At 68.3% G+C, this 24305-nt stretch carries 21 protein-coding genes; 8 read left to right on the top strand and 13 right to left on the bottom strand.

The window, feature by feature from the left end; translation table 11 throughout:
- Window positions 1-56: 56 nt before the first annotated feature.
- Window positions 57-1952: a signal peptide peptidase SppA gene (sppA, locus tag ACT53R_RS12470; protein WP_476172208.1), complete on the bottom strand. Its 1896-nt coding sequence runs from the start codon at window positions 1950-1952 to the stop codon at window positions 57-59.
- Between the two features lie 119 nt (window positions 1953-2071).
- Window positions 2072-3496 carry an MATE family efflux transporter gene (locus tag ACT53R_RS12465; protein ID WP_476172207.1) on the bottom strand — a complete coding sequence of 475 codons (1425 nt, stop codon included), beginning with the start codon at window positions 3494-3496 and terminating at the stop codon, window positions 2072-2074.
- 95 nt (window positions 3497-3591) lie between these two features.
- Between ACT53R_RS12465 and ACT53R_RS12460 the strand changes: the two genes are divergently transcribed.
- Both ACT53R_RS12460 and ACT53R_RS12455 read left to right on the top strand, forming a co-directional pair.
- A complete protein-coding gene (locus ACT53R_RS12460; protein WP_476172206.1) occupies window positions 3592-4764 on the top strand; it encodes a DUF3667 domain-containing protein in 1173 nt (390 codons plus the stop codon).
- A gap of 12 nt (window positions 4765-4776) precedes the next feature.
- Complete coding sequence (locus tag ACT53R_RS12455) at window positions 4777-5139, top strand: DUF4286 family protein (protein WP_476172205.1); 363 nt, start codon at window positions 4777-4779, stop codon at window positions 5137-5139.
- A 64-nt stretch (window positions 5140-5203) separates the two neighbouring features.
- On the opposite strand, the gene ACT53R_RS12450 is transcribed toward ACT53R_RS12455, so the two are convergent.
- A complete protein-coding gene (locus ACT53R_RS12450) occupies window positions 5204-5860 on the bottom strand; it encodes a hypothetical protein (protein WP_476172204.1) in 657 nt (218 codons plus the stop codon).
- Between the two features lie 495 nt (window positions 5861-6355).
- On the opposite strand from ACT53R_RS12450, the gene ACT53R_RS12445 reads away from it, so the two are divergent.
- From ACT53R_RS12445 to ACT53R_RS12430, 4 genes are all read left to right on the top strand, one after another.
- A complete protein-coding gene (locus ACT53R_RS12445; protein ID WP_476172203.1) occupies window positions 6356-8590 on the top strand; it encodes a primosomal protein N' in 2235 nt (744 codons plus the stop codon).
- Between the two features lie 106 nt (window positions 8591-8696).
- Window positions 8697-9878, top strand: coding sequence for a hypothetical protein (locus ACT53R_RS12440; RefSeq protein WP_476172202.1), 1182 nt, complete (start codon window positions 8697-8699; stop codon window positions 9876-9878).
- A 39-nt stretch (window positions 9879-9917) separates the two neighbouring features.
- Window positions 9918-12332, top strand: coding sequence for a peptidoglycan-binding protein (locus ACT53R_RS12435; RefSeq protein WP_476172201.1), 2415 nt, complete (start codon window positions 9918-9920; stop codon window positions 12330-12332).
- Window positions 12333-12405: 73 nt separating this feature from the next.
- On the top strand, window positions 12406-13650 hold the full coding sequence (locus tag ACT53R_RS12430) for an NAD(P)/FAD-dependent oxidoreductase (protein WP_476172200.1): 1245 nt from the start codon (window positions 12406-12408) through the stop codon (window positions 13648-13650).
- Window positions 13651-13674: 24 nt separating this feature from the next.
- On the opposite strand, the gene ACT53R_RS12425 is transcribed toward ACT53R_RS12430, so the two are convergent.
- The 10 genes from ACT53R_RS12425 to ACT53R_RS12380 form a co-directional block, all read right to left on the bottom strand.
- A complete protein-coding gene (locus ACT53R_RS12425) occupies window positions 13675-14142 on the bottom strand; it encodes a DUF1203 domain-containing protein (RefSeq protein ID WP_476172199.1) in 468 nt (155 codons plus the stop codon).
- Between the two features lie 75 nt (window positions 14143-14217).
- Window positions 14218-15096, bottom strand: coding sequence for an NYN domain-containing protein (locus ACT53R_RS12420; protein WP_476172198.1), 879 nt, complete (start codon window positions 15094-15096; stop codon window positions 14218-14220).
- 141 nt (window positions 15097-15237) lie between these two features.
- Window positions 15238-15663: a hypothetical protein gene (locus ACT53R_RS12415; RefSeq protein ID WP_476172197.1), complete on the bottom strand. Its 426-nt coding sequence runs from the start codon at window positions 15661-15663 to the stop codon at window positions 15238-15240.
- 198 nt (window positions 15664-15861) lie between these two features.
- Window positions 15862-16281, bottom strand: a complete 420-nt coding sequence (locus ACT53R_RS12410) for a hypothetical protein (RefSeq protein ID WP_476172196.1) — start codon at window positions 16279-16281, stop codon at window positions 15862-15864.
- Between the two features lie 281 nt (window positions 16282-16562).
- Complete coding sequence (rpoH, locus tag ACT53R_RS12405) at window positions 16563-17456, bottom strand: RNA polymerase sigma factor RpoH (RefSeq protein ID WP_476172358.1); 894 nt, start codon at window positions 17454-17456, stop codon at window positions 16563-16565.
- Between the two features lie 832 nt (window positions 17457-18288).
- Window positions 18289-18741 carry a TniQ family protein gene (locus tag ACT53R_RS12400; RefSeq protein WP_476172195.1) on the bottom strand — a complete coding sequence of 151 codons (453 nt, stop codon included), beginning with the start codon at window positions 18739-18741 and terminating at the stop codon, window positions 18289-18291.
- A gap of 3 nt (window positions 18742-18744) precedes the next feature.
- Window positions 18745-19701, bottom strand: coding sequence for a TniB family NTP-binding protein (locus ACT53R_RS12395; RefSeq protein ID WP_476172194.1), 957 nt, complete (start codon window positions 19699-19701; stop codon window positions 18745-18747).
- Entirely contained in the window at window positions 19691-20224 is a 534-nt protein-coding gene (locus tag ACT53R_RS12390; protein WP_476172193.1) for a Mu transposase C-terminal domain-containing protein, read from the bottom strand. The genes ACT53R_RS12395 and ACT53R_RS12390 overlap by 11 nt, the downstream gene beginning before the upstream one ends.
- Entirely contained in the window at window positions 20211-21515 is a 1305-nt protein-coding gene (locus ACT53R_RS12385) for a DDE-type integrase/transposase/recombinase (protein WP_476172192.1), read from the bottom strand. Before ACT53R_RS12385 ends, ACT53R_RS12390 begins: the two co-directional genes overlap by 14 nt.
- A complete protein-coding gene (locus ACT53R_RS12380) occupies window positions 21505-22023 on the bottom strand; it encodes a Tn7 transposase TnsA N-terminal domain-containing protein (RefSeq protein WP_476172191.1) in 519 nt (172 codons plus the stop codon). Before ACT53R_RS12380 ends, ACT53R_RS12385 begins: the two co-directional genes overlap by 11 nt.
- A gap of 620 nt (window positions 22024-22643) precedes the next feature.
- Between ACT53R_RS12380 and ACT53R_RS12375 the strand changes: the two genes are divergently transcribed.
- Together ACT53R_RS12375 and ACT53R_RS12370 are read left to right on the top strand one after the other, a co-directional pair.
- Window positions 22644-23891, top strand: coding sequence for a hypothetical protein (locus tag ACT53R_RS12375; protein WP_476172190.1), 1248 nt, complete (start codon window positions 22644-22646; stop codon window positions 23889-23891).
- 156 nt (window positions 23892-24047) lie between these two features.
- Entirely contained in the window at window positions 24048-24236 is a 189-nt protein-coding gene (locus ACT53R_RS12370; protein WP_476172189.1) for a hypothetical protein, read from the top strand.
- Window positions 24237-24305: the final 69 nt, after the last annotated feature.

The following is a 24305-nucleotide window of genomic DNA, read 5'->3' as shown; positions in this document are numbered from 1 at the left end:
ACGACGACGCCCGGCCGGAGCCGGGCGTCGCCTGTTGCCTGCAATGCCGGCTTCGGTCAGAAGCCGCAGAAGCAGTAGGCGAGGGTGCGGATGTGCGGGCCCTTGCCGTTGTCTTCCACCGCGCGCTGGAACAGTTCCAGGTCGCGCGCCGCCTGCGGTGCGGCCTTGGCGACCAGTTCGCGGGCAACGTCGGAATGGCCGAGCAGCGCGCGGCCGCTGCGGCTGGTGGCGAAGCCGCCGAACCAGCGCTCGAACGGCGTCAGTTCGCGCTCGATGTAGCGCACGTGGTAGGTGCCGGGCTTGTCGCCGAGCTTGGCGCGCTTGGCGGCGTCGGCCAGCGCGTCCTGCAGGCCGCCGAAGGCGTCGACCAGGCCGCGTTCCTTCGCCTGCGCACCGGTCCACACGCGGCCGCGGGCGACGGCGTCGACGTCGGCGACCGGCTTCTTGCGGGCGTCGGAGACGCGGCCGGTGAAGTCGCGGTAGCCCTTCTCGATCACGCTCTGCATCACCTGCGAGACCTGCGGCGACAGCGGGCGGGTGATGTCGAACGCGCCGGCCATCGACGTGGTGGCCACGCCGTCGGTGTGCACGCCGACCTTCTCCAGCGTGTGGGTGATGTTCGGCACGATGCCGAAGATGCCGATCGAACCGGTGACGGTCGACGGGTCGGCGTAGATGCGATCGGCGTTCATGCTGATCCAGTAGCCGCCGGACGCGGCCAGGTCGCCCATCGACACGATCACCGGCTTGCCGGCCTTCTTCAGCGCCACCACCTCGCGGCGGATCTGCTCGGAGGCGAACACTTCGCCGCCGGGCGAATCCACGCGCAGCACGACCGCCTTGGTGCCCTCGTCGTCGCGGGCCTCGCGCAGCAGGGCCGCGGTCGATTCGCCGCCGACGGTGCCCGGCGGCTGCTGGCCGCCCTGGATCTCGCCCTCGGCAACGACCACCGCGATGTGGCCCTTGTCGCCGAAGTCGGGCAGGGCGCCGTTGAGGTTGGCGAGGTATTCGCCGAACGACACCTGGCGGAAGCCGCCTTCGGCGCCGTCGTCGGCGACGCCGCGCTTGATCAGCAGGTCGTCGACTTCTTCCTGCGTCTTCAGGCCGTCCACCCACTTCCTGCCGAGCGCGTACTTCGCGAGGTCGCCCTGCACCGCGGCGATGTCGGCGGGCATGGTCTCGACGCCGGCGCCCAGCGCCGCGGCGTCGAGCTTGCGCGCCTTGGCGATGTCGCCGAGGTAGCGCTGCCACACGTCGTTCATCCAGAACAGGTCGGCTTCCTTCGCCGCCGGCGAGGCGGCGTCGAGGACGTAGGGTTCGGCCGCCGACTTGTATTCGCCGACCTTGAACAGGTGCACGTCGACGCCGAGCTTGTCCTGCAGGCCTTCGCGGTAGTACTGGCGGTAGCGGCTGAGGCCTTCCATCAGGATGCCGCCCATCGGGTCGAGGTAGACCTCGTTGGCCTGCGCAGCCAGCAGGTACTGCGCCTGGTCGAAGCTCTCGCCGAAGGCGATGATCTGCTTGCCGGATGCGCGCAGGTCGGCCAGCGCCTTGGCCACTTCGCGGATCGAGGCGTAGCCGCTGAACTGCATGCGGTCCACGCGCAGCAGCACGCGTTCGATGCGGCGGTCGGTCTTCGCCGCCTGCAGCACCTGCAGCAGGTCACGCAGCTGCACTTCGCTGTTGCGCTTGTCGCCCAGCGCCTGCGCCAGCGCGCGGCTGGTCGGGTCGACGCTGTACTGCTCGACGAGGCTGCCCTCGGGCGCGATCACCAGCGTGCTGCGGTCATCGACCGGCATCACCCGCGGGCGGCTGGCGCCGAGTGCGGCGATGAAGAAGAAGACCAGTGCGAAGAACGCCACGTTGAGGATCAGGCGGCGGACGAAGTTCATCGCATCCCACAGCCCGGAGAGCAGGCTGAGGATCGGGCCGCGCGGTCGCGGGTCGGTCATGGGGGACATCTCCTGGAGGGTATTCCGTTCGCGGTCAGTGTGCCGGTGGCCCCGGCCGCGGTCATCCGCCATCCGTCACGGCGACGGATTGCAGGGTCGGAGCGAGGGGGAAGGGCGGGTCAGCCCGCCGATTCTGCCGCATCGTGCAGCGGAATCCGGCGGTCGTCGGCCAGCGGCAGTGGGGTTCGCGACAGGCGGCGGCGGAACCGCAGCGCCAGCAGCACCGCGGCGACGCTCAGGCCGGCGATCAGGCCCATCCACATCCCGCGTGGCCCCAGCGCCGGGGTCAGCCCGCCCAGGCCGAGGCCGAGCACCGCGCCCAGCGGCATGCCGATGCCCCAGTAGGCGATCGCCGCCAGCACCATCGGCACGCGGGTGTCCTTCAGTCCGCGCAGCGCGCCGACCGACAGCACCTGCACGCCGTCCGGGAACTGGAACGCCGCCGCCAGCGTCAGCAGCGACGCCGCCAGCGCGATCACCGCGGCGTCGCCGGTGTAGAGCGCGGCGATCGCATGGCCACCGGCCAGCAGCGTCACCCCGGAACACAGCTGCGTGCCCAGCACCAGCGCGTAGCCCGCCAGCGCGGCGCGGCGCAGGCCGTCGCGATCGGCGCGACCCACCGCGTGGCCGACGCGCACCGTGGTCGCCTCGGCCAGCGCCATCGGCAGCATGAAGCAGAGGCTGGAGACGTTGATCGCGATCTGGTGCGCCGCCGCCGGCACCGTGCCCAGGCGGCCGATGATCAGCGCGGTGGCGACGAACAGCCCGCCCTCCATCAGCCAGGTCACACCGATCGGCAGCCCCAGCGCCAGCAACTGGCGGATCGGCGCCCACTTCGGCGGGGTGCGGTGCGCGAACAGCCGCAGCGGCTTGAACCGCCGTGCGCGCAGCAGGTACGCGGCCATGCCCAGCGCCTGCACCCACAGCATCAGCGCCGAGGCCACGCCCAGCCCGCCGGCGCCCATCGCCGGCAGGCCACCGAGGCCGAAGGTCAGCGCCCAGCCCGCCGGCGCCAGCACCAGCAGGCCACCGAAGCCCAGCACCATCGTCGGCAGGGTGAAATGCAGGCCGTCGCACAGGTAGCGCATGCACAGGTACAGCGCCAGCGCCGGCGCGCCCCAGCGGATGCCGGACACGAACGCCGCCGCGCCCGGGCGGATCTCCGGCGCGATGCCCAGCAGCCCCAGCGACGCCGGCAGCACGCTGAGGAAGGCGAACATCAGCAGGCCCAGCGCCAGCGCCAGCCACATCGCCTGGCGGAACAGCGGGCCGATCTCCTCGCGCCGCCCCGCGCCGTCCAGTTGCGACACCGACGCCGGCACCGCGATCAGCGTGCCCATCGGGACCAGCAGCGGCAGCCAGAACAGCGCCGTGCCGATCGAGACGGCGGCCAGCGTCGCGGTGCCGTGGCGGCCGGCGATCACCGCGTCGATCAGGCCGATCAGGCCGGTGGACACGTGGCCGGCCATCAACGGTGCGGCCAGCCGCGCACTGGTGCGCAGCTCGTCGCGGAAGCGGGTCCGTTCGGGGGCGGGCGGGGACATGGGGAAACCGGCGGCGGAAGGGGCGGGGCGCCGGGCGCGGGCGTCGCGCACGGGCTGTTATCTTACCGCCCGACGTCCGCGCCTCCCGGAATCGCATGCCTGCCTCCGATGCCGCCCACGCCGCGCCCGCGCAGTGCGAGAACTGCGCGACCGCGCTGCAGGGCCCCTACTGCCATGTCTGCGGTCAGCACGGCCACAACCCGCTGCGCAGCTTCGGCCATGCGGTGGAGGAGGTGCTGGAGTCGTTCTGGCATCTCGACGGCCGTTTCTTCCGCACCCTGCGCGACCTGTGCGTGCCCGGGCGGCTGGCGGCCAACTTCCTCGCCGGTCACCGCGCCCGCTACGTGCCGCCGCTGCGGCTGTTCCTGGTGCTGTCGGTGCTGACCTTCTTCGTCGGCAAGCTGACGCTGCATTTCGACAACGGCAACGCGATCCAGATCGACGCCGGCGACGCCCCCGTGCGCACGCCCAACAGCCTGCACCTGCGCGCCGCGGGCGACACCGGTGAAAGCGACTTCGCCGAGGCGAAGACCGTCGAGGAGGTGCTGCGGCTGCGCGCGGACAAGCAGCGCGAGCTGGCGAAGGCGAAGCAGGACCCCTCCGCCGGCTGGCTGCTGACCGCCATCGGCGACGTCGCCGACGACGAGATCGACGGCCAGGCGCGCGCGCGCCTGCGGCAACTGGGGGCGACGCCTGCGCAGCTGCATGCGCTCGACGTGCCGGCGGCGGTGCCTGCGTCCGCGATCGAACCGCCGAAGAAGGCCGCCGAGTCCGAAGGCGTGTTCCAGCGCTGGATCGAGCATCGGCTGGAACGGCTGAAGGTCAACGCCGAGAAGGTGCGCGCCTCGCCCGACGAATTCATCCGCCTCGTGCTGGGTGCCGTGCCGGGCGCGCTGTTCCTGCTGGTGCCGCTGTTCGCGCTGTGCCTGCGGCTGCTGTACCTGCGCAGCCGCTACGGCTACCTCGAACACCTGGTCGTGGCGTTCTACAGCCATGCCTTCATGTTGGTCGTGCTGCTCGCCGATTTCCTGCTGCTGGGCCTGGGCTCGCTGCCCGGCGTCCCGGCCGCCGCGGGTGGCGGGCTGGCGGCGCTCGGTTCGCTGCTGATGTTCGTGCTGGTGCCGCTGTACCTGCTGCGGATGCAGAAGCGGGTCTACGGCCAGGGCTGGTTCGCGACGCTGGCGAAATACACGATCCTGGGCAGCGTCTACACCGTGCTGTTGAGCTTCGTGCTGGTCTATGCGGTACTCGCGGGCATGAGCAGCTGACCGGAGACGATCATGACGGACACGAAGGCGGAAGTCGGCCGTGCCACCCGCCCCCGCCGCACGGCGACGCAGGTGATCTACGAGGTCAACGTCGAGGTCGATGCCGCGGTCCAGGACGCCTACCGCGCCTGGTTGCGCGACCACGTCGCCGAGATCCTGGCCTTGCCGGGCTTCAAGGGCGCGAAGGTGTTCGACGTGCTGGAGCCGCCGCCCAGCGCGGGGCGCATCGGCCTGTGCGTGCAGTACACGCTGCAGGATCGCGCCGCGCTGGACGACTACCTGCGCGACCATGCGCCGCGGCTGCGCGCCGACGGCGTCGCCCGGTTCGGGGATCGCTTCCAGGCCTCGCGACGGGTACTGCGCGGGACGCGCTGAGGCGGCACGGGGACGAGCCGGCCCGGTCCGGCCGGGTCAAGCCGACCCGTTCAGCCTGACTTGCTCAACCCAGACCCATGCCGGTCCAGAGCTTGCCCAGCCAGCGCGGCTTGCCCAGCGGCAGGCCGGCCACGGCGCGCGGGGCGGGGCGGGGTTCGGCGGCGGTCAGTGCCGCGGCCAGCGCGGCGTCGCGCAGCCGGGCGATCGCGGCCACGCGGTCGGCGGGCAGATGGGTCAGCAGGTAGCGGGCCTCGTCGTTCATCGCCAGCCATGCCTCGCCGTCCAGGCTGCCGTCCTCGCGCTGCGGCAGCGCGCGTTGCAGCGCCTGCTTGAACTCCGGCGGTGCCACGCCGAAGACTTCGGCGGCAAGGCCGTCGTCCAGCCCGGCCACCACACGCAGCAGCAGCACCGCGCGGGTGCCGAAGTCCAGCCGCGCCAGCGGCGCGAAGTCGCCGTCCCAGAACGGCGCCACCGGTTCGGCGTTGAGGATCGGGGTCTGAAGCAGGGTGCTCCAGAACAGCAGCGGCCAGCCGGACGAGGGCGTGGCCTCGCAGGTCTCGGCGAAGGTCTGGATCGCGGCTTCCAGCGCCTGGTCCCCCCGGGCCAGTTCGCCGCACTGCAGTTCCGCCAGCAGGGCGGCCCGGCGTTCCACGCCGCGCAGGAACCCGGTGACGGGAGCGGTCGCCGCAGCGGCGGCATCGAGCGTGTTCTGTGACGGCATGCAGTACTGCTGGCAGGGGGACGTCGGGCCGCCATGATGCCCCCCGGCCATGAAAGAGCGACTTGACAATGGTCACGAAATCGGCCGCCCACGGCAGGACAAGGGCTTGCGCATCAAGCCGGCCCGGCAGAGGTTGTGCACAGCGGTCATTTTTCCGACATATCGATCCGCACGCGTCGCGGCGACGTCGGCGGCGGCGGATGTTTCACGGCTAACCGATTGATTCAAAAGGCGTTACACGGGGTGGCGTTTTTTTCGCCAGAGGTCTTGCATACCCCGCATTTCCCGAGCAAAACGGCCCGCGCGTCCAGTCATGCACAAAGTTGTCCACAGGTTGTGTGGATAAGGTGCGAATCCCTTTCCGATCCGCCACTTGCACGCCATTCGTGTGGCCGGGGGCAGCAATCGCGCGCAAGTCGCCCCCTGCCGCGACCGCCGTCCGGGCACGGACCCGGCAACCCCCGAATCGCGTCGACAGGCCCTAGACTGCCGGCCATGTCCGCCCCCGGATCCGTCCTGCGCGTGGCCCTGCCGGTGCCGCTGCCGCGCCTGTTCGACTATCGGCCCCCGGCGACGGGCACGGCCGTGGTCGGCGGCCGCGTGCGGGTGCCGTTCGGCAGCCGCAGCCTGATCGGCGTGGTCGCGGCGATCGGCGATCCCGACCCGGCCGTCGCCGGCGAACTGAAGGCCGCCGAGGCCGCGCTCGACGCCGTGCCGCTGCTGGCCGACGAGCTGTGGACCTCGCTGCACTGGCTGATCCGCTATACCCACGCGCCGCCGGGCGAGGTGCTGGCGACCGCGCTGCCGGTCGCCCTGCGCCACGGCGACCCGTTGCCCGACACCCATGCCTGGGCCTGGCGACTGACCGAGGCCGGCCGCACCGGATTGCCCCGCCTGCGCGGCCGCCCGCGCCTGCTGGCCGACCGGCTGGGCGAAGCGGCCGATGAATCCGGCGTCGACGAGGACGCGCTGGACCTTGCCTTCGACGACTGGCGCGCCGCCGCCCGGGCGCTGGCGAAGCGCGGGCTGGCCGAACGCCTCGCCGTGGCCGCCGTGGCGCACGCGCCGGCGCCGCAGCCGGGGCCGATGCTCAACGACGAACAGACCGAGGCCGTCGAGGCGCTGCGCGCCCGGCCCGGTTTCCAGCCGTGGCTGCTGGAAGGCGTGACCGGCAGCGGCAAGACCGAGGTCTACCTGCACGCCATCGCCGACTGCCTGGCCCTCGGCCGGCAGGCGCTGGTGCTGGTGCCGGAGATCGGACTCACCCCGCAGACGCTGCAACGCTTCCGGCGCCGGCTCGGCGTGCCGGTGCACGTGCTGCACTCGGGCCTGACCGACGCCGAGCGCGCCCGGGTCTGGGCCGCCGCGTGGCGCGGCGAGGCGCGGGTGATCGTCGGCACTCGGTCGGCCGTGTTCGTGCCGCTGCCGCAGGCCGGGCTGATCGTGATCGACGAGGAACACGACGGCAGCTACAAGCAGCAGGATGGCATCCGCTACCACGCCCGCGACTTCGCGATGGTCCGTGGCAAGGCGCTGGACGTGCCGGTGCTGCTGGGCAGCGCCACGCCGTCGCTGGAGACGCTGCACAACGCCGACGCCGGCCGCTACGCGCACCTGCGCCTGCGCCGCCGTGCCGGTGACGCCCGCCCGCCGGCGGTGCGCGTGCTGGACGTGCGCAAGCGCGCGCTGGAGGCCGGGCTGTCGTCCGAATTGCTGCTGCGCATCCGCGAGGCGCTGGACGCCGGCGGCCAGGTGCTGGTGTTCCGCAACCGCCGCGGCTACGCGCCGGTGCTGCTGTGCCACGACTGCGGCTGGAGCGCGCAGTGCCGACGTTGCAGCACGCCGCTGCGGGCCTCGCCGATGACCGTGCACGGCGGTGGCCGGCGCCTGCAATGCCACCACTGCGGCGCGCGGCAGACGCCGCCGCCGGCCTGTCCCGACTGCGGCGGCCTCGCGCTGCAACCGCAGGGCGTGGGCACCGAGCGGCTGGAAGCGCTGCTGGCCGAACGCTTCGGCGACGTGCCGGTGCTGCGCGTCGACAGCGCCAGCACCCGGCGCAAGGACGCGCTCGAAACCCTGTTCGCCGACCTCGGCACACGGCCGGGCATCCTCGTCGGCACGCAGATGCTGGCGAAAGGCCACGACCTGCCGAACCTGACGCTGGTCGCCGTGGTCGGCATCGACGAAGGCCTGTTCTCGGCCGATTTCCGGGCGTCGGAAAAACTGGCGCAGCTGCTGATCCAGGTCGCCGGCCGCGCCGGTCGCGCCGAGCGTCCGGGCGAGGTGGTGCTGCAGACGCATCATCCCGACCATCCGCTGCTGCACACCCTGCTGCACGGCGGCTACGACGCCTTCGCCGAGGCCGAACTGGCGCAGCGCGAGGCGGCCGGCTTCCCGCCGTACGCGCATCTCGCGCTGCTGCGTGCCGAGGCGCAACACGCCGACGCGCCGATGACCTTCCTGCACGCGGCGAAGGCGGCGCTGTTGCAGGTCGCCCAGCGCCCACCCCGGGGAGCGGAGGCCGAAGCGGCCGGCCTCGCGCTGGACGGCCCGGTGCCCGCGCCGCTGCCGCGCCGCGCCGGCCTGTACCGTGCCCAGCTGCTGCTGACCGCCGCGCAGCGCCGCCACCTGCATGCCGCGCTCGATGCGGCCCTGCCCGGGATCCACGCCCTGCCGGACGCACGCAAGGTGCGCTGGTCGCTCGACGTGGACCCGGTGGACCTGTACTGAACGCACGGCGCGGGTTCCGGGCCGTCTGCTACTCTGCCGACAGAGGCCGTGGGCGAGGGGGATCGCCGGTGGCCCGAGACCTCTCCCCACCGGATCCACGACACTGATGTCACCGACTGCCGATTCCCGGGGCCGCGCGCTCCGCGCCCTCTGCCTCTCCGCCCTGATCACCGTGGTCGGCGCCTGCGATGCCGGCACCGGCAAGCCCGGCGCGCAGGCCCCGTCCGCCGCCGGTGCGACCGCCTGCCCGGCGACCGACATCGCCGGCTTCGTCGCCGCCTTCGCCGACGACCCGGCGCTCCAGCAGACCTTCACCGCGCCGACGGTCGACACCGCGTTCGTCGACATGAACGCGCAGCCGGAGCCGGCCGAGTCGGTGGAACCGCTGTCCCGCGACAAGCTGCATTTCCCGGTGATGCCCGACCGCGCCGCGCAACGGCGCGACGGCCTGCAGTATCGCGAGGTCGGCACCACCGGCGACCGCACCACCATCGTGCTGGAGAAGCCCGACACCGACGCCCAGCTGCGCTATGTCTTCCGCCGCGACGCCGGGTGCTGGACGCTGGTGAAGATCGTCGATCCGGCCTTCGGCAAGGCCTTCCCGGGCGAAGCCCCGGCGCCCGCGACCGACCACCGCGCGATCGTCCGCGAGGTGATGCGCTCGCGCTACGGCGACCATTACGACGCGGCCCGCGACTGCTGGCCGACCACGCTGGACGAGAACGGCGAAACCACCGACTACTGCCTGCGCCCGGGCACGCCCAGCGTCGTGGAAACCAGCGCGGGGCGGCAGCTGCTGTTCCTCGCCGGCAGCGTGCAGGACTTCGACCAGAGCCCGCGCAAGTACACGTATGCCTCGACCGACCCGGGCATGGTCGGCCTGTTCGTGGTCGGGCTGCAGCCTGGCGGCGGCTGGTCGCTGGTCGCCGGTACCAACGACGAGACCATCGGCACCAATGGCGATTGCGCCTGCGCCACCGCCCGGCTGGAGCGCATGGGCCGCGACGTCTACGGCTGGACGATGGTGGACGGCGGCATCTGGCAGGGCGTGGAAGTGTCGACGCACGCCGTCTATGCGCCGGTCGGCGGCAAGGTGGCGCGGGTCGCCACCGTTCCCGACGTCGAGGAGAACGCGCAGGACGTGCACCACGACATCGCCTTCGACACCAGCGACCCCGCGGCCGAGCACTATCCGTTGATCGTCACCACGCGTGGCGGCGGCGGAGGCCGCAGCACGATCCAGTTCGACCCGGCCGGCGGCCGCTATCCCGTGCCCGCCAGTCACTGATCACCCCTTTCACTTCAAGGTTTCCAGCAAGGATCTGCCATGGCCAACCAGGATCGCGTCCAGGAACGGTTCGACGAAGCGCGCGAGCGCCTGGTCACCGCCGCCAACAATGCCGGCATCGACCCGGGCGTGATGATCCGCATCGCGGGCTTCGAATCGCACGGGTTCAACGACGCGGCGCGACCGGTTTCCAGCCGGCATCCCGAGCAGAACACCGTCCGCCAGTTCGACGGCACGATGGCGATGTCCTCCGCCTACGGGTACGGCCAGTTCCTGGACGGCACCTGGCAGACGATGATCAACCGCTACGGTGCGCAGCACGGGGTGGAAGGCGCCGCGACGATGACGCGCGAGCAGGCCAACGCCCCCGAGCTGCGCACCAACCGCGACCTGCAGGCCGCGATGCTGGCCGAGTTCACCCGCGAGAACCTCGCCGCCGTCCGCGATTTCGCCGGTCCCAATGCCGATGCGAACGTCTACGCCATGCACAACCTCGGCGGCACCGCCGGCCCGCGGTTCCTGCGCGCGTATTCCGAGCATCCCGACGCGCTGGTGACCGACAACGGCCTGCTGTCGCAGACCGTCGTCAGCCGCAATCCCGGCCTGTACATGGACGGCGACCGCGTGCTGACCGTGCGCGAGGCCTACGACCGCATGGGCCAGCAGTTGGCCCCGTACCGGCAGTATTCCGACCAGGTGCCCGGGCTGGCGCAGACGCCGGGCCAGCAGCCGACCCCCGGCCAGCAGCCGACGCCCGCGCAGCCGCATGCGTCGAACGACCCGCTGGCCGACGGCCGCTTGCAGCGTGGCGAGCGCGGTGAGCCCGTGCGCGCGCTGCAGCAGGACCTCGCGACCCTGGGCGTGCAGTTCCGCGACAACCAGAATCGGCCGATCGGTCCCACCGGCTTCTACGGCGCGCAGACCGAAGCCGCGGTCCGCGATTTCCAGACCGGCCACCAGTTGCCGCCCACCGGCATCGCCGACGACGCCACCCGCCAGGCGATCGGCACCGCCGCGCGTGAACGTACGCAGGCCCAGCCGACGCCGGCCGATCCCGCGCAGCCGCAGCCACAGCAGGCCCAGCCGCAGCCGCCGCAGGCGCAGCCGACCCCGGCGCAGCCCGCGCAGGGCGCGCACACGTTCGACGAGACGATGCGCACCATGCTGCCGACGCAGGCCGGCACTGCGCCGCACCTCACCAGCCACTACGGCCAGCGGATGCTCAACGGGCATCCCGACAACCACGGCGGCGTCGACTTCAACTACACCGGCGGCCAGAGCGGCCGGAACCTCGAACATCCGGTCGTGCGCTCGCCGGTCAGCGGCACAGTGGTCTACGGCGAAGGCCAGGGCCAGTACGGCACCGTGAAGATCCGCGACGACCAGGGCAACATGCACGAGATCCTGCACATGGATTCGCGGTCGGTGCGGGTGACCAACCCGCCGACGCGGGTCGAGGCGGGCGATCCCATCGGCACGATGGGCGGCCGCGGTCCCGACGGCCCGAACCAGTACGCCCAGCACGTCCACTACCAGATCCGAGACCCGCAGGGCCAGCTGACCGATCCCGAGGCATTCTGGAACGGTCGCCAGCGCACCCAGGGCCAGGCCCAGCCGACCCCGGCGCAGCCGGACGCGCACCCGCAGGCCGCCCAGCCGACGCCCGCACAGCCCGCGCATCCGCAGGCCGCGCCGGCGCAGACGCCGTCCCCGGCCCAGCCCGCGCATGCGGATCCGCAGCGCCCGCCGGCCGAGGCCGCCCGCGCCCAGCCCGACGCACACCCGGCCGCACACCCGGCCGCACCCGCGCGCAGCGACGCCATGGCCGACAACGTCCTGCGTCGCGGCGAGACCGCGCCGGAAGTCGGCCAGTACCAGCGCATGCTCGCCGACATGGGCTACCGCGGCGCCGACGGTCGCCCGCTGGCGGTCGACAACAAGTTCGGCCCGAACACCGAGCACGCGACCCGCGCCTTCCAGCGCGACCACGGCATCGAGCCGACCGGCACGCTCGGCCCGCGCACGCGCGCCGCCGCCGAAGAGGCTGGCCGCGAATTGGTCACGCATCCGGACCACCCCAACAACCGCACCTTCCGGCAGACGCTGGAGAAGGTGTACGAGGCCGAGAACGCCCGCCACCTGCCGCATGGCGAGCACAGCCGCAACCTCGCCGGCGCGCTCACCGTCGAGGCCGTCCGCGAGCGCCTGACCCAGGTCGATCGCGTCGATCTCAGCCGCGACGGTTCGATGGCGCGCGCGGTGCAGTTCAGCGCGATGGGCGATCAGCCGGAGCTCAACCGCAACACCGACGGCGTCGCCACGCGCCAGGCCGTGCAGCAGCCGATCCGCGAAAGCAGCGAACAGACCGTGCAGGTCGCGCAGAACGTCGCCATCCAGCAGGCGCAGGAACGCCAGCAGCCGCAGCAGGCGCCGATCGCACAAGGCGCGCGCTGACCGTCCCACCCGTTGCCCGCGATGCGCGACAATGCGCACCGCGGCGACGGCGCCGCGGCGGCAGGAGCGGCGGATGGATGCGGTGCCTCATGTGGTGATCGTCGGCGGCGGGTTCGCCGGGTTGTGGGCGGCACGCGCGCTGCGCGGCGCGCCGGTGCGGATCACGCTGCTGGACCGCGGCAATCACCATCTGTTCCAGCCGCTGCTGTACCAGGTCGCGACCGCGGGCCTGTCCGCGCCCAACATCGCCGCGCCGCTGCGCCACATCCTGCGCCGGCAGCAGAACGTCACCGTCCTGCTCGGCGAGGTCGCGCGGCTCGATCCCGACGCGCATCGCCTCGCACTCGCCGACGGCCGGACGCTCGACTACGACACGCTCGTGCTCGCCACCGGCGCCACCCACGCCTATTTCGGCCACGACGACTGGTCGCCGCATGCGCCGGGCCTGAAGACGCTGGACGACGCGCTGGAGATCCGCCGCCGCATCCTGCTCGCGTTCGAGCGCGCCGAGGCCGAGGACGATCCCGCCGCGCGCGCGGCGTGGCTGACGTTCGCGATCGTCGGCGGTGGCCCCACCGGTGTCGAACTGGCCGGCACGCTGGCCGAGATCGCGCGCCACACGCTGCACGGCGAATTCCGCCGCGTCGATCCGCGGCAGGCGCGAGTGCTGCTGCTCGAAGCCGGTCCGCGGGTGCTGTCGACCTTTCCGGAAGCATTGTCGGAAAAGGCGCGCCGGCAGCTGGCGCGGCTCGGCGTCGAGGTGCGCACCGGCGTGCCGGTGGCCGCGATCGACGACGCCGGCGTGCAATTGGGAGACGAGCGTATCGCCGCGCGCACGGTGCTGTGGGCCGCGGGCGTCGCCGCGTCACCGCTGGCGCGCGACCTCGGCGTGCCGCTGGATCGCGCCGGTCGCGTGCCGGTGCAGCCGGATCTGTCCGTGCCCGGGCATCCGGACGTCTTCGTCGCCGGCGATCTCGCCGCCGTGCAGTGCGACGGCAAGCCGGTGCCGGGCGTGGCGCCGGCGGCCAAGCAGATGGGCCGCTATCTCGGCCGGTCGATCCGCACGCGACTGCGCGGCGGCACGCCGCCGCCGTTCCGCTACCGCGACTTCGGCAATCTCGCCACCATCGGCCGCATGGCCGCGGTGGTCGACGTGCATGGCCTGCGGCTGTCGGGCCTGCTCGCGTGGTGGTTCTGGCTGGCCGCGCATGTGTTCTTCCTGATCGGCTTCCGCAACCGCCTCGTCGTGCTGATCGACTGGGCGCAGGCGTACTGGAGCTACCAGCGCAGCGCCCGGATCATCCTCGGTCGTGATTGACGCGCGCTGCGCGGCACGTTCGCCTCATGCGCGCACGACGCGACAGGCGTAGCAGCCGGGCTTGGCGTAGTGCAGGTGCAGGTAGGCGGTGCGTTCGATCGCGAACAGTTCCTCGATCGCCGTTTCCGCCTCGGTGCCCGGGCGCACGTCGGCCCAGACCATCATGCCGCGGGCATCGTAGGCGCGCAGCGACAGCAGCCGCGTGCGCAGCAGTGCGGGGATCTCGTCGATCGCGGGCATCGCCTGCATCGCGGCCTCGCGCACGTACACCGGCCCCGACGCGCGATACGGCGTGTCGACGGCGTGGTGGTCGTGCGGCAGCAACAGCAGGCGTTCGCCTTCGGTCGCGTCCTGCAGGCTGACGCGGCAGGGATATACCGGCCGCCCGTCGGCGACCACGCGGCGCGCGTTGCGGGCACGCAGGTCATCGTCGGACAGCGCGAACAGCGGCGCGAACGCATCGAGTGGCAGGGCATGGATCTGGAAGGACATGGCGGCACTCCGGGAAGGGGTGCGCGCAGGATGTGCGCCGGTGCGCTTGCGCGATATCCGATTCTTGCGGTGGCGTCAGGACTTCGTGCCCGGCTTTTTCTTCGCGCCTTTCGCGCCCTTGGCGCGGATGTGGTTCCCGTCGGGATGCAGAGTGAACAGTTCCGTGGCCACGATCAGCGGTTTGAGCGTCCGGTACCCGTAGTTCTTCGGCGTGAATGATCCGCGGTTGGCGATGTGATTGCCGACCTTGCTCAACTTGGACCAGCCGTCCTCGCCCTTCGCGGCTTCCATCGCGCCCAGGAGCAGGTTCACCAGCGCCGTGTCGCTGCGCAACTGGGCGCCGGAGCGCTTTGCAGGCGGCTGGGCAGGCGATGGCTTCGGGCGTGCGGGCTGCGCAGCGGATTTCGTCGCCGTCGCAGCGACCTCTGTCGTGGCCGTCACGACCGGCTCGGCGACATGTTTCGCGGCCTCGACGGGAGAATGCATGGCCGGCGTCGCCTGCGTTTCCTCCGGCGCGGCGTCATCGGCCGCATCCACCAGGAAGAACGTCGAACAGGCCGCCTTGAAGGCGATGGGCGTGTTCGCCTTCCCGAAGCCGAAGACCTGCATGTTGGCGGCGCGCAATCGCATCGCCAGCGGCGTGAAGTCGGAGTCGCTCGACATCAGCGCGAAGGCATCGAACCGCCCGGTGTAGAGCAGGTCCATCGCGTCGACGATCATCGCCATGTCCGAGGCGTTGCCTTTCTTCGAGTACGCGATCTGCTGCATCGGCTGGATCGCGTTGTCCAGCAGCGCGTCGCGCCACGACTTCAGCGAGCCGCTGGCCCAGTCGCCGTAGGCGCGGCGGACATTCGCCACGCCGAGGCTTGCGATCTCGCCGAGCACATATTCGAGCGTCGAGGCGGACGCATTGTCCGCATCGATCAACAGCGCGATCCGCATCCGGTCGTCCATGTCGCCTCCGGGGATGAACGATGCCAGCCTAGTCCGGATGCGGTGGTGGCGTCACCTGTCGGGCACGACGGCCCGGTCGCCCGGGCCGCCCGATCCTGCGATGCAACCTGCCGTGATCGGTTCCGGCTGCCCTCGCAGCCGTCAGTTGTAGCCGTCGAAGTAATAGGCTTCGGCGGTCGACGACTTCTGTGCGCCGGTCTGGGTATCGGTCACCGTCACCGACGCTGCGGCGTAGCCGTCGCCGCGGGTTTCGGTGGCGATCGACACCAGGCAGTAAGCCTGATTGCCGCAGATCGTGCCGCCGGTCTCGAGGTTCCGCCACTGGTACGAATAGCTGCCCGCGGGCAGGCCGGCGACCGTGAACACGGCGACGGACGGATTGTTGGCCGTGCCCGGCGTCCACACCGAATAGCAATCGCCTGCGGTCGGCACATCGTACGCGTAGGTGTCGACGTAGCAGTCCACGCGGGCGTTGCTCACGTCGCCGGCGCGTGCGGGTTCGGCATGGCCGGCCAGCAGGGCAGCGGCCAGCAGGGTGAAGCCGAGCGGCCCATTCAGCAGTTTCATCGCTTACCTCCAATGTAAGAGTCGGGGGAACGCCCGCGTCCGTCGCGGGCCCGTGCAGCGTAACCACGCGACGTCGCCGCGATTGAGACCTGCGACGTGGAACGCGGTGAATGGCGCGTGTCGCCAGCGTCGGGAGGCCCCAAACGACGACGGCCCGGTTTCCCGGGCCGCCGGATCACGCGAGGGTGCGTGCCGCGATCAGTTCCAGCCGTCCTCGTAGTACGCCGTCGCCGACACCGTCTTGCTGGCACCGGTCGCGTTGTCGACCACGGTGACCATCACGCTCTTGCTCTGGCCGACGCGGATCGTGCGCAGGCAGCTGATGTTGCCGGTGGGGCAGATGCCGGTCTGGCCGGTGGCGAGATCGGTCCAGTAGAAGGTGTAGCTGCCGGCGGTCAGGCCGACGACCTGGAACACGGCGACGCTCGGATTGTTGGCGGTCGACGGCGTCCACACGCCGTAGCACTCGCCGATCTCGGCGTAGTCGTAGGCGTAGGTGTCGACGTAGCAGCCGAGCTGGGCGTTGGTGACGTTGCCGGCGTGCGCGGCCGGGGCGGGCAGCAGCAGCGAGGCGCCGAGCGCGGCGGAGGCGGCGAGGGAGAGCAGGGTGGATCGCATGGCGGGGCTCCTTGGGGTACGCGATGGAAGGACGGGCGTTTCCGTCCGGTGGCCGGCGGACGGCAGCGCGTCGAGGGAGCGCACTGCCACGCACGGGTGCGGACGCGGGACGGTCCGCGAGCGCGTGCCCGCATCCGTCCCGTATGTCCTTCAGCGCAATCCGGCGCCGGACAGGATCAAGTCCCCCGACCGGCCAGCGCGGGGCCCGGAAACGACGACGGCCCGGTAGCCCGGGCCGTCGTCGTGTCTTCGTGATGTGGTGCCGGCGATGCCGTTGCGGATCAGGCCGCGAACAGCGCCTTCATCTTCTTCAGCGCGTTGGCCTCGATCTGGCGGATGCGCTCGGCGGAGACGCCGTACTGGTCGGCCAGTTCCTGCAGCGTGACCTTGCTGTCCGGCTCCAGCCAGCGGCGCTTGACGATGTCGCGCGAGCGGGCGTCGAGGCGGGCGAGGCCTTCGCGCAGCAGTTCCAGCTGGTCGGCCTCGCTGTCGGCGGCCTCGTAGGCCTGGGCCGGATCTTCGCCTTCGGCGACGAGGTAGGCCGAGGGCGCCGGCGGGGCGTGGTCGTCGTCCGCGTCGTCCGGGGCGTCGAAGCCGATGTCGCGGCCGGACAGGCGCGCTTCCATCTCCAGCACTTCGCGCTCGGAGACGTTGAGATCCTTGGCGACGTTGCGCACTTCCTCGGCGTTGAGCCAGCCCAGGCGGGTCTTGCTGCGGCGCAGGTTGAAGAACAGCTTGCGCTGCGCCTTCGTGGTCGCGACCTTCACGATGCGCCAGTTCTTGATGATGAACTCGTGCATCTCGGCGCGGATCCAGTGCACCGCGAACGACACCAGGCGCACGCCGATCGCGGGATCGAAGCGCTTCACCGCCTTCATCAGGCCGATGTTGCCTTCCTGGATGAGGTCCGACAGTTGCAGGCCGTAGCCGTTGTAGCCGCGGGCGACGTGGACCACGAAGCGCAGGTGCGACAGCACCAGTTCGCGGGCGGCGTCGAGGTCGTTCTGTTCGTGGTAGCGGCGGGCGAGGGCCTGCTCGTCCTCGGCCGACAGGACCGGGATCTGGTGCACGGCGCCGACGTAGGCCTCAAGCGAGCCGAGCGCGCTCAGGCCGTTCAACGCGGGGACCGGCAGGCTGTTGGGAATCAGGGCGGTGGGTGCGTTGGTCTGGGTCATGGTCATGGATGTTAGCAGTCGGGTCCTTGGAGTGCTAAAGCCGCGCGGAGTTCCCTGTGTTCCATTCATGGAACGGAAAGCCATCTGATGTGTCGAGAACACTTAACGGTGTCAGCAAACCAATTGACCATGTCAGCGCGTGCTTAACCGTGTCAGTTGAGCCGTTTCCGTTGATCAAAAATGATTGTAATTCAATTACTTAAAAGGATTCGCCGCAGCAACCCTAGTCATCACAAAGCACCGATTGCCGATACCAGTCCAGTGAACCTTGCTGCTCGGTACCTAATCGCGGTCGTACCCACTCCAGCCACCACTCCCGCCATGGAGAGAACGCTGTCGAAGGCGCTGGCGGGAAAAGGAACCTGAACCGCTCCATCCCCAGCAGGGTCCGGGCGGTGAACAAGGCGTAACACCGCCGCCAACGGATGCAACCCGTCTGCCGTATCCCGAACTCTGTGTACTCCCACCTACGCCGGGCCGCACTGGGGGGGATCGGCGCGATCCAGTCCGAGGCTTCTGGCGGGCAAATCACCGTCGCGATGGGTGGCTCTCTGTGCTGGTCTTGATACCTGGAGACGAACCGCACGAGTTCCCGGGCGATAGAACGTAGCGCCCCCAAGTCCGTCCTGAACGATTCGGGCCGCGGCATCGGTATTCCTGCAGGCTTCTCGACCAGAGTTTGCAATTGGTGCAGGTAGGCGAGTGCCTCGGAGGCCGGCATCCGACCACCGACGTCGACGACCGACTCAGCTGGGCTCCCCAACTGCTTCACCAAGTCGAGGTGGCTCTGCATGAAAGCCGGGATGTCCCGGGCCACGCGCTCTTTGTGCAGTCAAGTTTGCGGCCAGTAACGCCACCCACCGGAACGCACCATCTCCCAATCGAACAGTGGGGTGCCGTGCTTCCAACACGTCGTCACCAGTGCCGGGATCCAGTCGTTACGAAAGTACGGTGTTCGCCCCGCTGCTAGATCTTCCAAGAAGCAGGTTGGGCAGTAGGCGTGGCGCCAGCGTTGTGCGAGGGTCCAGCTCATGAACCCCTGCGGTTCCTCGATCAGTGGCTGCCAGTTACGAACAGTCTCCGACAGTCGTTGCAACAGCACCGGCGAAGGCGCGAGGTCAAGGTCCCGACGTTCGGTGCTCGACCAGCTCCGCCCCTGCAACAACTCTTTGAGCAGGGCGGGTGCCGGCATGGCATAGAACTGCGCTGCCCTTGATAGAAATGATGACATCGACTCGCCAGGATATGGCGAGTCGACGCGCAGGCATAGGGACGCTCTGGCCATGGCTTAGCAGTCCGCGTTGTCCGGGCGCAGCCCGCACACCGCCGGTCGTGTGACCGCGGCCTTTAGGTGCGCGATGGTGATGTGCTCGGTGCCGTCGACGATGGCCGCAAGGGCCGCATTCTGCACCCGCGTGACGATCTTGCCGAGTACGCCTTCGCTCATTCTTGCTAGGTATGCGACTTTCTCCGCTGCCGCCAAGTTCGAGGGCTCTTTGAGCGGTAAAAGGCGTTCGTACGTCGCGAGAAAATTGGCCAGCGTGTTGTCCGCCTTCCAGGTCGGCATTGCGAAGTGGCTGAAGCGCGCCTGCAGGTGCGGATCCGCGCCGAACCCTTGTCCAGCCCTGTCCGTACCGAAGGCGAGGATCGGCAGGCTCAATTCGTTCATCAACAATTTGATTCCTTCCAGCGCACGCTGCTGTTCGCGATCGCTGCCCAACAGCACATCCTGCACTTCGTCCAGAACAAGCAGGCGGCAGTCGACTTCGCGCAATAGTCGTTGGACGAGCAGTTCTCGGTCGCTAAGGCGATGGGAGATGCGTGCCGGACTGCCGAGTTCCTCCAGGATGCGCCCGTACAGAGAACGGGCATCGCGCACACCGGAGATCGAGATGCGCAATACGCACGGCAGGCCGGGGCTGTCGTAGGCATCGAAGCGGCCGTGAATCAGCCTGGAGAGGCTGGTCTTGCCATTGCCGCGATTGGCCACCACGATCAGCCCGCGGGCGCGGGTCTGGCGCGGTTCGTACACCATCCATTCGGCCTCGGTGATGATCTGGTCCAGTGCGGGGTAGTGGATGACATGGTCACGGATCGCCATCACCATCCGGTCGCGCGTCCCGGACTGCAGTGCCCGCTCTGCCGCCGGATGCAAGCGATTCCCCGGCAAGACGGCGTCCGGTGACATCACGGCAGCTGTCGTGGACGGGGCAGTTTCCGTTGTGTCGTGGCTGTCAAAGATCATAGTCGAGTTCCTCGACGGCAAAAGATTGGGTTATCCCGGCAAGCATCGGGAGGGCTTCAGGTCCTTCATGAGTTTCGTGCGGCGTGGGGCTGGACTTATCGCGATAGCGATCACCTGCCGCGGCCGTGGCCTGACGACGCTTGACGGCGCGCGATATCTTGGTTTGCTTGATGCTCTCGTCATTGCGCCGCAGGCTTTCGTCCGCCTGTTTTGTCAGGCTCGGATTGCAAGACAAGGCGCGCTCATGCTGGCGGCGCGCCGACCACTCCGCGAGTGAGATCGCCTTCACGCCGGGCGTGGTGACGTTCGCCCTGATCAACGTTCCGACTGGCGTGCGTACGTACACATAGGTAATGTCGCGCGGGTCGTAGTGCACCCGGACCGTGGCGCGCTGCCCCACCCACACTTCGAGTCCGTCGGCCCAGAACTGCAGCCGATGAATCTCGACTCCTGTGCGGGTCAGCACGCGGTCTTCGCCGGGCAAGAACGCTGCCAGGAATTCAAGAGGGTTAGTGGGCAGCATTGTCGTTACCCTCCTCGTGGTTCGCTGCCTGCTGCCATGCCACCAGCGGCGGGACGCGCAGTATCCGGTGCTCCCTTGTGTGGTAACGCCCGAGCAACTGCTCGACGAACCAGCGACGCACTTGGCTGAGCGTCATTGTCGCGTGCATCTGCGGGTTGTAGTCACCCTTGGCTTTGATCGAGTTCTTGGTCGTGCCGGGCAAAAGATGGCATTGCCCGACCATCGTGCCGATCAGGCGCTCGATGGTGCCGCCATAATGCGGTGATCCTACAGGTCGGTAGCTGAGCTGGATGCCGTATTCGCCACAACCGCGGCGGAACGCTTCGGACTGGAAGTCCTTGCCGTTGTCGACCACGATTTCCCTCGGTAGCCCATGCATGATCCAGTCCAGGGGCACGCCGACCTCTTCGGCCGGTGACTTGGGCAGGACTGCGTGAGTCAGGCACAGTGCCACTGACAGCGCACTTGGCGGTTCGAATCCGATATGGATGCCGAGTACACAGCGCGTGAAGACATCGATTGCGACTGTCAGCCAAGGTCGACCGACGTACGCGCACAGCACGTCGTCAGACAGGGCAAACATGTCCAGCGGTGTATGGTCGATCTCAACCCGCTCCAACCGGCGTGAAACCTCCACGTGGCCCGGCATCGGGTCATAGTTGTACTTGGCGCGCTTGCTGCCTTCGCGCTTCAGCAGGGCCACACGCCCCGCCAATCGAGCCACCCGTCGCCGAACGGTGGCCTGTGTCGGAGGCTTCCTTCCGGCCTGGCGACAATCGGCTGCGATCCGTTCGAACAATGCCTTAATCGTGGGGCGTTCACGCTGCAGGTAATCTGACTCGTAGCGCTTGGCGATAATGTGCTCGACCTCAGCGTCCAGAATCGTAGTGCCGACGCGTCGTCCGCCGACCTTCGTGATCATTGCGCTGACCATCCTGTGGCGCTGGTAGTCCGCGAGCATTCGCCAGAACTGGCGTTCGCTGAGACGCAGCTCTCGCGCTTTCCGCCTAGCCAATTGCGTACGCCCTTCGAGGCATGCCATCACTTCACGCACAGCCTTGGCCCGAGCTTCTGCCTGCTTCCACACCACAGGATCGATCCGGTTCAGCTCAATCCTGTCCAGCGTCTTGTCGGGCGCTGCCAAGGCGATCAACGCGGCACGAGGCACCTCGACAATGCCGCCGTCCTCTTCCAGCCGCACTAGAGCGCTATCGTGCCGGACGAACTCCTCAAGCATGCCGAGCATGCCATGGTAGACCACGTGGCAACCGGGCTTGAGCTCATGCAGCATGGCGCGCCTCCCTGGTCTCGGGTGACATGTCCACCTGCGTCACCAAGGCGATGGGATGGCCAGTGGCCAGGCATGCGGCAGCAAACTGGTGGACTAAGTTCGCCTCTGCCTGGAGGGCACGATTGAGCTGCTTTACCTCGACGAGCGTGCGCCGCCAGAATCCAAGCGCAGCCAGCTCAATCGGCACTGACGACAACTCGACAAGAAAATCAGGGGTGTAGCGCCGCCAGGTACCGGCTTGCCGGTAGTGCACCGTGATGGGCTGCGAAACGATGGACACCAGCTCTGGCAATTGCGCGAGCCGGGTGATCAGACGAGCCTCAAGCTTCGACTCGAATGCGATGGATCCATGTCCGGGGCGAACTGGATGCCACCCGCGCACATGCGAACCGTAGGATAGGGGGATGGTGCGTGCCTCCAACTGCACGCGTATAACCTCGATGGTTGTCGGATCGATGGGTGCTGCTAGTCGGCCGCGCAGGCGTTGTGCCTCGCTGTATACGTTCATGGTGGTTCCTCAGGTGGGGTCGCCGATATGGCGACCGAGTTGGGTCCTGAGGCCCTTGCCCTTCAGCGGCGCACACGCTCCCACCACAGCTGCTTGACGCAGTTGCCGGATGGGGGTACCGTTCGATTGTCGGGTTCACATCGACAATTCTTTCGGCGCCTCAGGGCAAGCCGATGCGACGAGGCTCAAGCGCTGCAACGCTTGGGCCTTTGTCGTTTCTGGCCTCGTTGTTTCATGCGGATGCGTTCGATCCGCGGCTTTCCTCCTTACGGCTTGTAGAGATAAAGGGGCGTCATCAGCCCGACTGGCCGACATCGCGTAGCCATGCCGCCACGTCTCTGGTTCTGGCATGAGCGCCCGGCCGCCCCGGTATCCGGAACACCGGAATGGGCAGCGCTCCCTTGGCGACTGCCCGGCGGAATGCACGGTCACTCGGGAACCCGAACAGCGCTCCAAGTGCGGCAGCGTCCATCAATTCTCCATATCGCTCCAAAAAAACTTGGAGCAGATCGGCTTGGATAAGTTGGCGGGCCGTTGACTTTTTTATAGTCATTTTCTTTGGTCAGTCGTGGTCATGCATGGACATTTGCGCCAATAGACCACATCATCTCGACCTCGGGATGAGCACAAAATACTCATTACACTCTAAAAGTACCGGGCGTCCGTCAGGAACGTTCAGAGAGCCGGTTGCCCGGGCCAAGGCTTGGCACTGGCTAGGAGACATCGTCCGTATCGCCGGCGTTGATGAGATCGCCGAACTCGATCGGAACCATCCAAGACATCCTCTCTCCAGGGATCTCTCGGTCAGCCGGCGGTTCGAGTCCATCCAACTGGACGGCTACGACCCTGATCGCGTTCAGGCGGTAGCACCGTCGCGGTCATTGCTCAGGCACTTTGCAGAGTTCGTGCCTGACAAGGCCAAATACAGGAGTGCACATGCCAGCTACAAGCACCCGCTGTGGGAACTGCTGGGGGCACGTCACTCGCGAAGTGCGCGAGATGGTGAAGACATACAGAGGTTGTTGCGCTTGCATGGACTCGTCCGACTGGATTTTGTCGATGTATCGCACGGTATGACGCTCGGCCTGATCAGCGAATACGATGCAAACACAGCCTCATGGTTGGAAAGACTGGGCGAACTTCCTCATGGCATCAACGACACCGCGAAGCGGGCAACGCTTGATGCATTGCAATTGCTCCTGATGCTGTATCGCGAAGCGCAAGACATGGCTTGGAATTGGCAGGTCAAGGCGCTAAGAGCAGAACTAAACGAAGCGGCGCTTCTGTTTGCTGATGCTCATGGCTATTCGGGCGAACAGTTCGATACCTGGCATTACTTGATCCAAACAAGAATGTTGCGTTGGGATCCGAGCTTCCAGCCGAAGAAAGTCGAATTGGAGCAGGCCAAGGAGATTCTGCTTGATGAATGGCATGCCACGCCTAGAGGCAAGAACGTGCGCGGAAGGCCAGCGTTACCGCCGGATTCTTATACACGAGGCCGTGCCGAACGTCGGTGGCGCAGAAAAATCTGGGCCAGAGCCTGTCGGTTGTCGTTAGAAAGAGAGAACGACGCGGCGACGGGTACGCGCCCCTTCGACTGCTACTGCGCGAATTCTGCGATGGGAGATTGGCTGGTGGATCATCGGGACCTCATCGCTGCCCATTGCGACCACGCGGTGGACTTCCTGATGAACAGTGATGGCTCAGGTACCTCTATGTCCGAGGTCGGTCAAGAACAACCTCCCCCCTTGGTTATGCCGGCATCCTTGCATTGCTTACGAGAGAGGCCCCGCATGAATGCCGAAAGTTGGCAGCATTTCGGTGACAAAGAAATACCATATGACGTCATTCCTGTCGAAATATCATAAGAAAATTCGCTGTTTCACCGTCGGCCGGTAATGTGGTGCCGGCGCTTGTGCGGGTTAACGCTTAGCTCGACATGGAGATCGTCAGGTCGATGGCGAGAGCTTCTCACTCCAGGCCGCATGGTTGTGCTCGTCGAATTTTCAATTCAGGAGATCACAATGACTTCATTCATGCCATGGCACCAGATGTCAGACCGGGAGCGGTTGGTCTGGACAAGCGTGTATGCCTGCCATCAGGGCGAAACAAAGCAAGCGGCACGCATAGCGGACAGCGCTGTGATCGCCCTCCGCGCCCTGAATTTAGACAGCATGGAATTCGACAGTCCAGAGTATGAGGCGGTGACCTGAGACGAATCATGTAGCCGCCCGGGAGGTGAGTTCTCTACCCTCGACAGACCAAGGAGAACTCATGAAGAA

It is taken from the genome of Lysobacter sp. DMC104, assembly GCF_056313665.1.
The sequence above is the reverse complement of the archived record's forward strand: the minus strand, read 5'-3'. Positions and strand labels throughout refer to the sequence as shown.